The organism is Streptomyces sp. NPDC111628 (assembly GCF_055635195.1).
Genome location: NZ_JBVKBZ010000009.1, coordinates 398809 through 411936 on the forward strand (window position 1 = coordinate 398809; position 13128 = coordinate 411936).

Annotated in this window: 12 protein-coding genes; 10 read left to right on the forward strand and 2 right to left on the reverse strand. The window is 71.7% G+C overall.

Features of this window, described 5'->3' with window-relative positions; translation table 11 throughout:
* Nucleotides 1–17: 17 nt before the first annotated feature.
* Entirely contained in the window at nt 18–470 is a 453-nt protein-coding gene (locus tag ACZ7MF_RS39330) for a metallopeptidase family protein (RefSeq protein WP_356859489.1), read from the reverse strand.
* 294 nt (nt 471–764) lie between these two features.
* On the opposite strand from ACZ7MF_RS39330, the gene ACZ7MF_RS39335 reads away from it, so the two are divergent.
* The 9 genes from ACZ7MF_RS39335 (at nt 765) to ACZ7MF_RS39375 (ending at nt 10745) form a co-directional block, all read left to right on the forward strand.
* The gene (locus ACZ7MF_RS39335) at nt 765–1187 is read left to right on the forward strand and encodes a DUF3499 domain-containing protein (RefSeq protein WP_102928736.1); all 423 of its coding nucleotides are present in this window, start codon (nt 765–767) and stop codon (nt 1185–1187) included.
* Between the two features lie 149 nt (nt 1188–1336).
* A complete protein-coding gene (locus ACZ7MF_RS39340; RefSeq protein WP_471483034.1) occupies nt 1337–2953 on the forward strand; it encodes an L-lactate permease in 1617 nt (538 codons plus the stop codon).
* A gap of 91 nt (nt 2954–3044) precedes the next feature.
* Nucleotides 3045–4409 (forward strand): phosphomannomutase/phosphoglucomutase, encoded by a 1365-nt coding sequence (locus ACZ7MF_RS39345; RefSeq protein ID WP_471483007.1) that lies wholly within the window; start codon nt 3045–3047, stop codon nt 4407–4409.
* A gap of 178 nt (nt 4410–4587) precedes the next feature.
* The gene (locus ACZ7MF_RS39350) at nt 4588–4758 is read left to right on the forward strand and encodes a Trm112 family protein (protein ID WP_007450268.1); all 171 of its coding nucleotides are present in this window, start codon (nt 4588–4590) and stop codon (nt 4756–4758) included.
* Nucleotides 4759–4845: 87 nt separating this feature from the next.
* A complete protein-coding gene (locus tag ACZ7MF_RS39355) occupies nt 4846–5973 on the forward strand; it encodes an SIS domain-containing protein (RefSeq protein ID WP_471483008.1) in 1128 nt (375 codons plus the stop codon).
* Nucleotides 5974–6023: 50 nt separating this feature from the next.
* The gene (gene manA / locus ACZ7MF_RS39360) at nt 6024–7175 is read left to right on the forward strand and encodes a mannose-6-phosphate isomerase, class I (RefSeq protein WP_471483009.1); all 1152 of its coding nucleotides are present in this window, start codon (nt 6024–6026) and stop codon (nt 7173–7175) included.
* A 125-nt stretch (nt 7176–7300) separates the two neighbouring features.
* The gene (locus ACZ7MF_RS39365) at nt 7301–8281 is read left to right on the forward strand and encodes a cation diffusion facilitator family transporter (RefSeq protein ID WP_471483010.1); all 981 of its coding nucleotides are present in this window, start codon (nt 7301–7303) and stop codon (nt 8279–8281) included.
* A gap of 281 nt (nt 8282–8562) precedes the next feature.
* A complete protein-coding gene (gene ahcY, locus ACZ7MF_RS39370) occupies nt 8563–10020 on the forward strand; it encodes an adenosylhomocysteinase (RefSeq protein WP_356859461.1) in 1458 nt (485 codons plus the stop codon).
* Nucleotides 10021–10130: 110 nt separating this feature from the next.
* Nucleotides 10131–10745 carry a hypothetical protein gene (locus tag ACZ7MF_RS39375; protein ID WP_471483012.1) on the forward strand — a complete coding sequence of 205 codons (615 nt, stop codon included), beginning with the start codon at nt 10131–10133 and terminating at the stop codon, nt 10743–10745.
* A 20-nt stretch (nt 10746–10765) separates the two neighbouring features.
* Here the strand turns inward: ACZ7MF_RS39375 and ACZ7MF_RS39380 are convergent, their stop codons facing one another.
* Nucleotides 10766–11674, reverse strand: coding sequence for an RDD family protein (locus ACZ7MF_RS39380; RefSeq protein ID WP_471483013.1), 909 nt, complete (start codon nt 11672–11674; stop codon nt 10766–10768).
* Between the two features lie 126 nt (nt 11675–11800).
* Between ACZ7MF_RS39380 and ACZ7MF_RS39385 the strand changes: the two genes are divergently transcribed.
* The gene (locus ACZ7MF_RS39385) at nt 11801–12808 is read left to right on the forward strand and encodes a stage II sporulation protein M (RefSeq protein WP_471483015.1); all 1008 of its coding nucleotides are present in this window, start codon (nt 11801–11803) and stop codon (nt 12806–12808) included.
* Nucleotides 12809–13128 lie beyond the last annotated feature (320 nt).

Here is a 13128-nt window from a genome sequence, read left to right on the forward strand (position 1 = left end):
TCCGGTCCCTCCGCCGCTCAGTCCTCCCCGTACCGCGGATCCACCGTCTCCGGCGTCAGTCCGAGCAGCTCCGCGACCTGCTCGACGACGACCTCGTGCACCAGCAGCGCACGTTCGTCCCGCCCCTTGGTCCGGATCTCCACCGGTCGCCGGTAGACGACCACCCGCCCCCGCCGCCCGTCCCGCGAGGGCACCATGCCCCCGAGCGGGACGTCCTCGTCGTTCCACGCCTCCCCGGCCTCGGCCGGGCGCGGCACGTCGAGGACGAGGAAGTCGATGTCGGCGAGCTGCGGCCAGCGCCGCTCCAGGCGCTCCACGGAGTCCTGCACCAGGTCCGCGAACACCTCGCCACGGCTCGCCGCGAGCGGCACCTGCGGGGGTGCGACCGGGCCGCGCATGCCCCGGCCGTGGCGATCACGACGGCGGGGCCCTGGGCGGCCGGTGTCACGGGGCGTCACGGGGTTGTCCATCACTGCTGAAGGGTAGTCCCCGCCGAGGTCACGTGCCCGACCGCACGCGCACCGCGGGCGGCGTGGCGGCGGCCCGCTCCGCTTGTCGCCGGATGACCATTCCAGCCAAGCTTGGGCTCGATTCCGTATCTCTCCGCGACCGTGGAACTCAAGGCAAATGTCGTTGTTTGTATCGGGTCGTGACCGCTTCCCGGACCGTGCGTGCTCCCCCGGGTCGCGGTCCGTGCAGGTCAAAGGGGCCTGTTCGGAAGGGTCCGTAGCATGTTTCACGCCACGACACGGGGGTGTGACCCGGTGGAGAGTCGTCGCGGCCCGCTCAAGAGTGCGGTACCGTCCAACATCGTGAGCCCTGTACGTCGCTGTTCGCGCACCGCCTGCGGCCGTCCCGCCGTCGCGACGCTGACGTACGTCTACGCCGACTCGACCGCGGTCCTCGGCCCGCTCGCCACCTACGCCGAACCCCACTGCTACGACCTGTGCGCCGAGCACTCCGAGCGCCTCACCGCCCCGCGCGGCTGGGAGGTCGTCCGCCTGCTCGACGGATCCGCCCCGGCCCGCCCCAGCGGCGACGACCTGGAAGCGCTTGCGAACGCGGTGCGCGAGGCGGCCCGGCCCCAGGAGCGGGCGGCCGAGGCCGGCGGCGGCGCACGCACGGCCGACCCGATGGAGGTCGCGCGCCGCGGCCACCTGCGCGTGCTGCGCTCGCCGGACAACTGAGCCCCGTTCGAGGGACTCGCACCTTTCACTCGTAGTGGCTTCGGTCACATCCGTTGCTGCACACCCATTGACGCCTCGTTGTCGCGGACACGACCATTCCGGAAGCCGCGAGAAATCGCTTTCGCATGGCGGAATCCGGGGAGGCGTCCGTGTACGTGCAGGAACTGGAACCCGTCGCCGGTTCGCTCGGCCTGTCCGCCCTGGTGGCGGCCCTGCCACTGGTGATCGTCCTCGTGCTGCTGGGCGGCGTCCGCATGAAGGCCCACCTGGCGGGCCTCATCGGCCTCCTGGCCGCCGTACTGGTCGCCTGGCTCGCCTACGGCATGCCGCTCGACCAGACGGCCTCCAGCGCCGTCCAGGGGGCGGTTTTCGGCCTCTTCCCCATCCTGTGGATCGTCGTGAACGCCCTGTGGGTCTACCGGATGACCGTCCGCACCCGGCACTTCGACATCCTGCGCCGCTCCTTCGGCCGCCTCTCCGACGACCCCCGCATCCAGGCCCTCGTCGTCGCCTTCTGCTTCGGCGCCCTCCTGGAGGCCCTCGCCGGGTTCGGGGCACCCGTCGCGATCTGCTCGGTCATGCTCGTCGCCCTCGGCTTCGACCCCGTACGCGCCGCCGTGGTCTCGCTGGTCGCCAACACCGCACCGGTCGCCTTCGGCGCGATGGGCACCCCCGTGGTGACGCTGGCTCAGGTCACCGGGCTGCCCCTGGACGACGTCGCCTCCGTGGTGGGTCGTCAGACGCCCCTGCTGGCCCTCGTCGTACCGCTGCTCCTGGTCGCCCTGGTGGACGGGCGGCGCGGGCTGCGCGAGACCTGGATCCCCGCGCTGGCCTGCGGAGTCGCCTTCGCCGTCGCCCAGTTCGTCGCCTCCAACTACATCTCCGCGCAACTCGCCGACATCGCCGCCGCCCTGGTCGGCGCCGGCGCGCTGGTCGCCGTACCGCACTCCCGCAGGCCCGCCGCCGAGCCGGTACGGGCGTCCGTACTGACCGGCGTACGCAGCGAGGAACTCGACGAGGAGGACTCCGCCCGGGAGGTGGTGCGCGCCTACGCGCCGTACGCGCTGATCGTCGCCGTGTTCTCGGTGGCACAGATCCCGGCGGTCAAGGACTGGCTGGCCAAGGCCACGCAGTCCTACGACTGGCCGTTCCTGGACGTGATGGACCACGAGGGCAAGCCGGTCGGCGGCAACGTCTTCTCCTGGCCGATCGTCTCCACCGGCGGCACACTCGTGCTCTTCGCCGGACTGGCCACGGCCGTGGTCCTCGGCGTGCACGCGCGCGTGGCGGTCAAGGAGTGGCTCGCGACCGTGCACGAACTGCGCTTCGCGATCCTCACCGTCACCTCGGTCCTCGCCCTCGCCTACGTCATGAACCTCTCCGGGCAGGCCGCCACCATCGGTTACTTCGTCGCCGCGGCCGGTGCCGGACTCGCCTTCCTCTCCCCGGTGCTCGGCTGGTTCGGCGTCGCCGTCTCCGGCTCCGACACATCCGCCAACGCGCTCTTCGGCGCCCTCCAGGTGACCGCCGCGCGGGAGTCCGGCCTCTCGCCCGAACTGCTGGCCGCCGCCAACAGCTCCGGCGGCGTCCTCGGCAAGATGATCTCCCCGCAGAACCTCACCATCGCCTGCGCCGCCGTCGGACTCGCGGGGCGCGAGGGAGACCTGCTGCGCAAGGTGCTGCCGTGGAGCCTCGGCCTGCTGCTGGTCATGTGCCTGATCGTGGTCGGCCAGTCCACCGCGGTCCTGGGCTGGATGCTGCCCTGACGCTGCCTGACCTCAGGGAACCGCCCGGGCGGCCCGTCGGTCCTTACGGGGTAGTTTGTGGGCTCCGACAGGACTTTCAGGAAGGTTGGCCGTGGCTGCTGATCTGTCGCAGATCGTGAAGGCGTACGACGTGCGCGGTGTCGTTCCGGACCAGTGGGACGAGTCGCTGGCCGAGCTGTTCGGCGCGGCCTTCGTCGAGCTGACCGGCGCGGGCGCCGTCGTGGTCGGCCACGACATGCGGCCCTCGTCCCCGGGCCTGTCCGACGCCTTCGCGCGCGGCGCGGCGGCCCGCGGCGCCGACGTGACCGGGATCGGCCTGTGCTCCACCGACCAGCTGTACTACGCCTCCGGCGCGCTCGGCCTGCCGGGCGCCATGTTCACGGCCTCGCACAACCCCGCCCAGTACAACGGCATCAAGCTGTGCCGCGCGGGCGCCGCCCCGGTCGGCCAGGACACCGGCCTCGCCGAGATCCGCGCCTTGGTGGAACGCTGGAGCGAGGTGGGCGCCCCGGAGCCGTCCGCCCGCCCCGGCACGGTCACCCGGCGCGACGTCCTCGCCGACTACGCGGCCCACCTGCGCTCCCTGGTCGACCTCACCACCATCCGCCCCCTCAAGGTCGTCGTCGACGCGGGCAACGGCATGGGCGGCCACACCGTCCCCTCGGTCTTCGCCGGCCTGCCCCTCGACCTGGTGCCGATGTACTTCGAACTGGACGGCACCTTCCCCAACCACGAGGCCAACCCCCTCGACCCGGCCAACCTGGTCGACCTCCAGCAGCGCGTCCGCGAGGAGAGCGCCGACCTCGGTCTCGCCTTCGACGGCGACGCCGACCGGTGCTTCGTCGTCGACCAGGACGGCGAGCCGGTCTCCCCGTCCGCCGTGACCGCCCTCGTGGCCGCCCGCGAGCTGGCCCGCAACGGCGGCAGCGGCACGGTCATCCACAACCTGATCACCTCCTGGTCCGTCCCGGAGGTCGTCCGCGAGAACGGCGGCACACCGGAACGCACGCGCGTGGGCCACTCCTTCATCAAGGCCGAGATGGCCAGGACCGGCGCCATCTTCGGCGGCGAGCACTCCGCGCACTACTACTTCCGGGACTTCTGGAACGCCGACACCGGCATGCTGGCCGCCCTCCACGTCCTCGCCGCCCTCGGCGAGCAGGACCGCCCGCTGTCCGCCCTGGTCGCCGCCTACGACCGCTACACCGGCTCCGGCGAGATCAACTCCACCGTCGACGACCAGCAGGCCCGCCTCGCCGCGATCCGGGCGGCCTACGAGGGCCGCGACGACGTAACCCTGGACGACCTCGACGGCCTCACCGTCACGTCGGCCGACTGGTGGTTCAACGTCCGCCCGTCCAACACCGAGCCGCTGCTCCGCCTCAACGCGGAAGCCCGCGACGAGGCAACGATGACGAAGGTGCGCGACGAGGCCTTGGCGATCATCCGGGCGTGAGCGGTCGGCTCGACTTTTCATCCCACCGAGTCGGGTGGTGGGTGGGCATAGGCCGGGGGTCCAGGGGGCGGCGCCCCCTGGCGGGGTGGTAGGGGCGGAGCCCCTACACCAGGTGCCCACCGGCGGTACCCTGACCAGCACATCCACACAAGCCCCACCGCCCCCGAAGGGAACCCGCATGCCGCTCGAAGCCGGCCTCCTGGAGATCCTCGCCTGCCCCGCCTGCCACGCCCCCCTCAAGGAGCAGGACGCGGAGCTGATCTGCACCGGCCAGGACTGCGGCCTGGCATACCCGGTGCGCGACGGCATCCCCGTCCTCCTCGTCGACGAGGCCCGCCGCCCCGAGTAACCGCCGGCAAGGCGACCGGCAACCCGGCGACGACCCCGCGCACCCGCGCATCCGAACGAACGCCCCGGCGATCGGAGACCTGCCGCCATGCTCGACGAATCGCTCCTCGACGCCCCGGAGCGCCTCACCGAGGCCGACCGCCGCGGCCTGCTCCGCGGCGCCGCCGAGGCCGGTGCCCGCGTCCGCACCGCCGCCCGGTACGCCGCCGAGGCCGGCGTCGGCAACCTCAAGCCGGACGGCCGCCCCCGCGCCGTACTGATCGCGGGGCCCGGCGCCGCCGCCACCCACGCCGCCGACCTCCTCGGCACCCTCGCAGGGGCAGGCAGCCCCGTCACCCGCCTCGCCCCCACCGGCGTGGCCCCCGCCGCGGGCGCCCTGCGCTGGGAACTGCCCGGCTGGGCCGGTTCCGTGGACCTCCTGCTGATCGCCACCCCCGACGGCGCCGAGCCGGGCCTGTCCCTCCTCGCCGAACAGGCATACCGCCGGGGTTGCACGGTCGTCGCCGTCGCCCCCGCCCGCTCCCCGCTCAACGATGCGGTGAGCGCCTCCCGCGGCCTGTTCATCCCGATGGCGACCGCCCCCTACGACCACGACGAACCCCTCGCCGGTGCCGCCCCGGGCGTCCTGTGGGCGCTGCTCACGCCGCTCCTCGCACTGCTGGACCGCACCGGTCTGCTCGAGGCGCCGCCCGAGGCCATCGACAAGGTCGCCGACCGCCTCGACCGGATCGCCGAACGCTGCGGGCCCGCCATCGTGACCTACAGCAACCCCGCCAAGACCCTGGCGTCCGAGCTGGCCGAATCCCTCCCCGTCGTCTGGACCGAGGGCACCTCCGCCGGACCCGCGGGCCGCCGCTTCGCGGCCGCCCTCGCCGAACTGTCCGGCACCCCCGCGGTCGTCGCCGACCTGCCCGAGGCCCTCGCCGCGCACAACGCACTGCTCGCCGGCCGGCTCGCCGCCGGCGCCGACCCCGACGACTTCTTCCGCGACCGCGTCGAGGAGCCGGCCGCCCTGCACGCGCGCGTGGTCCTCCTGCGCGACCGCCCCAGCGGCGGCCTCACCGCCGCTCCCAACGCCCGTGACCTGGCCCTCGGCCACGACACGCCGATCAGCGAGCTGGAGCCGGAGGAGGGCGGCGAACTGGAGACCCTCGCCGAACTGATCGCCATCACGGATTTCGCCGCCGTTTACCTGGCGCTCGCCTCGGGAGCCTGACCCCGGCGCACCATCGCCCACGCACACTCACGCACCGGCAGAGAGAGCCCATGGACCGCCTCGACAACACCGTCCGCCCCTACGCCTGGGGTTCCACCACCGCGATCCCGACCCTGCTCGGGACCGAGCCGACCGGCGAACCGCAGGCGGAGATGTGGATGGGCGCCCACCCCGGGGCCCCCTCCCGCACCGGCCGGGGCACCCTCGCCGAGGTCGTCGACGCCGACCCCGAGAAGGAGCTGGGCGCCGCCTCCGTGGCCAGGTTCGGCCCCCGGCTGCCCTTCCTCCTCAAGCTCCTCGCCGCCGGTGCCCCGCTCTCCCTCCAGGTCCACCCCGACCTCGCCCAGGCCAGGGCCGGTTACGAGGACGAGGAGCGCCGCGGCGTCCCGCTGGACGCCCCGCACCGCAACTACAAGGACGCCAACCACAAGCCCGAACTGGTCTGCGCCCTCACCGACTTCGACGGCCTGTGCGGCTTCCGCGCCCCGGCCGAGACGGCCGACCTGCTCGACGGCCTCGGCGTCGCCTCCCTCAAGCCGTACGTCGACCTGCTGCGCGCCCAGCCCGAGGACGCCGCCCTGCGCGAGGTCCTCACCGCGATTCTCTCGGCCGACCCGGAGGAGATGTCCCACACCGTCACCGAGACCGCGGCCGCCTGCGACCGCCTGGGCGGCGCCTACCGGCCGTACGCCGACATCGCCCACCACTACCCGGGCGACCCCGGCGTCCTCGCCGCGATGCTCCTCAACCACGTCCGGCTCCAGCCCGGCGAGGCCCTCTACCTCGGCGCCGGCATCCCCCACGCCTACCTCAACGGCCTCGGCGTCGAGATCATGGCCAACTCCGACAACGTGCTGCGCTGCGGCCTCACCCCCAAGCACGTCGACGTCCCCGAACTCCTGCGCATCGTCCGCTTCGAGGCCGGCGACCCCGGCATCCTGCGCCCGGAGGCGTCCCCCGACGGCGAAGAGGTCTACGACACCCCGATCGACGAGTTCCGCCTCTCCCGCTACGTCCTGCCCGAGGGCTCCGGCGCCCACGACCTCACCCTGCCCACCCCACAGATCCTGCTCTGCACAGCGGGCACCGTACGGGCGGGCGAACACGAACTGGCCCCCGGCCGCTCCGTCTTCGTCCCGGCACACGAAAAGGCCGAAGTGTCCGGAACCGGCACGCTCTTCCGGGCCACCGTGCGCGTCTGACCCGGGTCTGAGGGGCGTACGACGGGGCATCCGGCACGTCGAGGCCCGCACGGGCTGCAACAATGGCGCACCGCAAAGGCGGGGCAAAGCCGGCCACAGTTGAAGGCGAAGGGACAACGCGACACATGAGCGCGTCAGGCGGTACCAAGGCGATCGTGGCGGCACTGCTCGCCAACCTCTCGATCGCGGTGGCGAAATTCGTGGCGTTCCTCTTCAGCGGATCGTCGTCGATGCTCGCCGAGTCCGTGCACTCCCTTGCCGACTCCGGCAACCAGGGCCTGCTGCTCCTGGGTGGCAAGCGCGCCCAGCGCGAGGCCACTCCGCAACACCCCTTCGGCTTCGGCCGCGAGCGCTACATCTACGCCTTCCTCGTCTCCATCGTGCTCTTCTCGGTCGGCGGCATGTTCGCCCTCTACGAGGGCTACGAGAAGATCAAGCACCCGCACGAGCTGGAGCACTGGTACTGGCCGGTGGGCGTCCTGGTCTTCGCGATCATCGCCGAGAGCTTCTCCTTCCGGACCGCCATCAAGGAGTCCAACCCGCTGCGCGGCAAGAAGTCCTGGAAGGAGTTCGTCCGCCACGCCAAGGCACCGGAGCTGCCGGTCGTCCTGCTGGAGGACCTCGGCGCCCTCGTCGGCCTGATCCTCGCCCTCGGCGGCGTCGGCCTCGCCCTGCTCACCGGCGACGGCGTCTGGGACGGCATCGGCACCCTGTGCATCGGCATCCTGCTCATCCTGATCGCGCTGGTCCTCGCCGCCGAGACCAAGTCCCTGCTGCTCGGTGAGGCCGCCGGCGTCGAGGTGGTCCAGCAGATCGAGGCCGCGGTCGTGGCCGGCGACACCGTCACCGGCATCATTCACATGCGCACCCTCCACCTCGGCCCCGAGGAACTGCTCGTCGCCGCCAAGATCGCCGTCCGGCACGACGGCACGGCCACGGAGATCGCCTCCGCGATCGACGCCGCCGAGTCCCGTATCCGCGAGGCGGTCCCGATCGCCCGCGTCATCTACCTGGAACCGGACATCTACAGCGAGTCCGAGGCCGCCAAGGGCCCCGACCCCGAGGCGACCCCCGGCGGCCCCACCGCACCACCCGCCGCCCACTGACCACCCGGCAGGCGCCCGTCATCACCCTGCGTGAACGTCCGGAAGTGTTCGGAGGCGGACTGGGGACGGCGGGCGCCCGCGGTGTAGCTTGGGACGGAGCCAGACGTCGCTGCTGATGGCGGTCGGGCGGTCCAGGACGGACCGGCCGAGGGAGAGAGGGCCTCCGACGGACTGCGCTGCGCGTACGCGGGCATGCCTGTGTCCTCTTCTGGGCACCCCTGTGTCCGCCGCCGCGCAGGTCAGCCGTACCCACCTCGACCCAACCCGAGGAGCAGCCCGTAATGACGACTGTCGACAACCGACAGGACTTCAAGGTCGCCGACCTCTCCCTGGCCGCGTTCGGCCGCAAGGAGATCACCCTCGCCGAGCACGAGATGCCGGGCCTCATGGCGATCCGCAAGGAGTACGCCCAGGCCCAGCCGCTCGCCGGCGCCCGCGTCACCGGCTCCCTGCACATGACCGTGCAGACCGCCGTGCTCATCGAGACCCTGGTCGCCCTGGGCGCCGAGGTCCGCTGGGCCTCCTGCAACATCTTCTCCACCCAGGACCACGCGGCCGCCGCCATCGCCGTCGGCCCCAACGGCACGCCCGACAACCCGCAGGGCGTCCCGGTCTTCGCCTGGAAGGGCGAGACCCTGGAGGAGTACTGGTGGTGCACGGAGCAGGCGCTGACCTGGCCGAACACCCCCACCGGCGGCCCGAACATGATCCTGGACGACGGCGGTGACGCCACCCTGCTCGTCCACAAGGGCGTCGAGTACGAGAAGGACGGCAAGGTCCCCTCGGTCGACACCGCCGAGTCCGACGAGCACCGCGTCATCCTCGAACTCCTCACCCGCACGGTCGGCGAGAGCCCGCAGAAGTGGACCCAGCTGGCGTCCGAGATCCGCGGCGTCACCGAGGAGACCACGACCGGCGTCCACCGCCTGTACGAGATGCACCGCGACGGCACCCTGCTGTTCCCGGCGATCAACGTCAACGACGCGGTCACCAAGTCGAAGTTCGACAACAAGTACGGCTGCCGCCACTCCCTGGTCGACGGCATCAACCGCGCCACCGACGTCCTGATCGGCGGCAAGACCGCCGTCATCTGCGGCTACGGCGACGTCGGCAAGGGCTGCGCGGAGTCCCTGCGCGGCCAGGGCGCCCGCGTGATCATCACCGAGATCGACCCGATCTGCGCCCTGCAGGCGGCGATGGACGGCTTCCAGGTCACCACGCTGGACGAGGTCGTCGACAAGGCCGACATCTTCGTCACCACGACCGGCAACAAGGACATCATCATGGCCTCGGACATGGCCAAGATGAAGCACCAGGCCATCGTCGGCAACATCGGCCACTTCGACAACGAGATCGACATGGCCGGGCTCGCCAAGACCCCCGGCATCGTCAAGGACGAGGTCAAGCCGCAGGTCCACACCTGGACCTACCCCGACGGCAAGGTGCTCATCGTCCTCTCCGAGGGCCGCCTGCTGAACCTGGGCAACGCCACCGGTCACCCGTCGTTCGTGATGTCCAACTCCTTCGCGGACCAGACCCTGGCCCAGATCGAGCTGTTCACCAAGCCCGACGAGTACCCGACCGACGTCTACGTGCTGCCCAAGCACCTGGACGAGAAGGTCGCCCGGCTCCACCTCGACTCCCTCGGCGTCAAGCTGACCACGCTCCGCCAGGAGCAGGCCGACTACATCGGCGTCAAGGTCGAGGGCCCCTACAAGGCGGACCACTACCGCTACTGAGTCACCGGTTCCTCCGAGGCAGGCCCCCGCACCCCCGTGCCGGGGGCCTGCCCCATTGGCGCCGCGTCCGCATCAGCGGCCGGACCAGCCCGTCACCACCCAGGACACCCATGCCCCGCGGCCGTTATTCGCTCCACGATCCGCACGACCACACCCCCCTCGCAGAAGAACACTTCCAATGCGCACCCGGTCCTTCCGGCTGGCGCTACGTCTCCAGGCTGACCACGCCCACCGGGGACCACCACGGCTCCGTCGACCTCGCCCTCGACGAACTCGGCCGCCCCATCCGCCTCGAACTCCACGCCGCCGACTGGCAGGTCCGCGGTGCCGCCATCGACGGCGTCACCTGGGTCCGGACCGACCCCACCGGAATCCACGCCACCGAAGGCAATGCGCGCGCCCACGCCTTCACCGGCACCTCTCCGGCCTTCCTCGTCGCCGTCACCCGTCTCCTGCGCCTCACCCCCTCGGAATCAGCCACCCGCGTACGCCTCGTCGCCCTCACCGACCCCGTCCTCGCCCCCCGCACCGTGGACCAGTCCTGGGCCTTGCTGAACAGACAAGCACACGCCACTGACAACGGCCCCCTCACCGTGGACGAATACCAGGTCACAGCCCTGGACACGGGCGAGCAGCACGCCGTGCACATCGCCGGTGACGTCGTCCTCGCGGCCCCCGGGATCGAGCTGGAGGACCTGGAGACACCGCCGTCCGTGTTCCCGTGAGCGGCCCCGTGCGGCCCTGCCTACGCCGGCGGCACGAACCCGGTTCCTGAACGGCGGTCCGACGGCACGTCCCGCGGCACCTCGAGGCCGCCACCCGGTGACGGCGCGGGCGGCGGGGCAGCCGGCACAGGTGGCGGGTCGGTCGGTAGAACTGGCCGGGCGGACGGCGCGGGAGCCGTAGCGCCGCCGAACGCCCGCCGGGCCTCCCGGGCCTGCCGTTCCTGCAGCACCGCCGCCAGATACGCGGGCGGCGGCACCTCCCGCGGCACCGGAGCCCCCGTACGCGCCGACACGTCCGCGGCGAGCCGCTCGGCCATGGCCCAGCCGACCCGCGGATCCAGCTGCCCCATCCGCGCCAGGTACTGACGGACGGCAAGCCACAGATCGTCGGGCACCGCGGACAGGTCGAGCCCCGAGAACCGCCCCGCCAGCCAGGGCGGAGGCGGCGGCATGAAGCCCGCCGACGAGAACGGCACCCTCTCCCGCACGACGAGGGTGCCGGCGAACACGTCGCCGAGCCGCCGCCCCCGCGCCGACACCAGCGAGGCGACACACGCGATGACGCCGAGCGTCATGAGGATCTCGATCACTCCGATCAAGCCCCGCACCAACGAGTGCCGGAACCGGATCGGCCCACCGTCGTCCCGCACCACCCGCAGCCCGCACGCCATCTTCCCGAGCGATCGCCCGTGGCTCAGTGTCTCGACGGCGATCGGCCCACCCACCAGTACGAGGACGAAGGTCGCGATCGACAGCGCAGTCTGCGCGGCCACGTCCAAGGACGCGGTGGCCACCATCAGCGCGACGGTCACCGCCACGTAGACGGCCACGGCCACCGCCAGATCGAGCAGGACGGCCAGTGCCCTGCTGGGCAGCCTCGCGGGGCGCAGCTCCAGCGCCACGGCCTCGCCCGTCACCAGCTCGCTCACGCCCGCCGTCCTTCCCCTGACTGCCCCCGTCCCCGCCAGTCTGCCAAGCTGAGGACGCACCGCGCCGCAGTACGACAAGCTGATCCACGACGAGCCGCCGACGATAGCCGAGGAGCAGGCACACCGATGGACCTCGACGTCTTCGTCTCCGCCCACCGCGCGGAGTGGGACCGCCTCGACGCCCTCCTGCGGCGCCGGCGCCGTCTGACCGGCCCGGAGACGGACGAACTCGTCGCCCTCTACCAGCGCACGGCCACCCACCTCTCCCTGATCCAGTCCAGCGCGCCCGATCCCCAGCTGACCGGACGCCTCAGCCAACTGGTGGCACGCGCGCGCAGTGTCGTGACAGGCACCCGCCGCGCCTCCTGGCGCGACGTCACGCGGTTCCTGACCCAGCAGTTCCCGGCGGCCGTCTACCGCGCCCGCCACTGGTGGGTCCCCACCGCCCTCCTGTCGACCGCCGTCGCGGCCCTCCTGGGCTGGTGGATCGGCACCCACGCGGAGGTGCAGTCCACCATCGCCGCCCCGAGCGAACTGCGCGAGCTCACCCGCCCGGGCGGTCAGTACGAGACGTACTACTCGAGCAACCCGGCGGCCTCGTTCGCAGCACAGGTGTGGACGAACAACGCCTGGGCCGCCGCGCTCTGCCTCATCCTGGGCGTCTTCCTCGGGCTGCCCGTCATCTGGATCCTCTTCCAGAACATGCTCAACCTCGGCGTCGGCTCCGGTCTGATGTCGTCGGCCGGCCGCCTCGACACCTTCCTCGGCCTGGTCCTCCCGCACGGTCTGCTCGAACTGACGGCGGTGTTCGTCGCCGCGGGAACCGGTCTGCGCCTGGGCTGGACCCTGATCGACCCGGGCCCCCGCACCCGGCGCATCGCCCTCGCCGAGGAGGGCCGGGCCGCCATCGGCATGGCGGTCGGCCTCGCCCTCGTCCTCTTCGTGTCCGGCGCCATCGAAGGTTTCGTCACCCCGTCCGGCCTGCCCACCTGGGCCCGCATCACCATCGGCGTCGTCGCCGAACTGGCCTTCCTGGCCTACGTCTACGTTCTGGGCGGCCGTGCCGTGCGCGCCGGCGCCACGGGTGACGTCGAGCCCGCTGAACGCAGCGCCACGGTGCCCACGGCCGCCTGATGTGCATCCACCCCTGGCGAGCTGCTAGTGTCCTCTTCGTTCCCGCAAGAGCCGTTGACACGGAGCTAGCGGGGAGGTAGATTTGAACAGTTGCCTGGAGACGGGTTCACCCCAGAGGGCAACAGTGAACATCTACCAGCTTCTCCGAATCAACGAATTCGACGAAGCACTCTCCCGATGAATCGGAAACGAAGGCCGGTAAGACCGGCTCGAAACTTCTGATAAAGTCGGAACCGCCGGAAAGGGAAACGCGAAAGCGGGAACCTGGAAAGCGCCGAGGAAATCGGATCGGAAAGATCTGATAGAGTCGGAAACGCAAG

Coding starts and splice junctions, on each gene's coding strand:
- ACZ7MF_RS39355 (WP_471483008.1), top strand. CDS start 4,846: ATGCTCGACGAATCGCTCCTCGACGCCCCGGAGCGCCTCACCGAGGCC.
- ACZ7MF_RS39330 (WP_356859489.1), bottom strand. CDS start 470: ATGGACAACCCCGTGACGCCCCGTGACACCGGCCGCCCAGGGCCCCGC.
- ahcY (WP_356859461.1), top strand. CDS start 8,563: ATGACGACTGTCGACAACCGACAGGACTTCAAGGTCGCCGACCTCTCC.
- ACZ7MF_RS39375 (WP_471483012.1), top strand. CDS start 10,131: ATGCCCCGCGGCCGTTATTCGCTCCACGATCCGCACGACCACACCCCC.
- ACZ7MF_RS39385 (WP_471483015.1), top strand. CDS start 11,801: ATGGACCTCGACGTCTTCGTCTCCGCCCACCGCGCGGAGTGGGACCGC.
- ACZ7MF_RS39365 (WP_471483010.1), top strand. CDS start 7,301: ATGAGCGCGTCAGGCGGTACCAAGGCGATCGTGGCGGCACTGCTCGCC.
- ACZ7MF_RS39350 (WP_007450268.1), top strand. CDS start 4,588: ATGCCGCTCGAAGCCGGCCTCCTGGAGATCCTCGCCTGCCCCGCCTGC.
- manA (WP_471483009.1), top strand. CDS start 6,024: ATGGACCGCCTCGACAACACCGTCCGCCCCTACGCCTGGGGTTCCACC.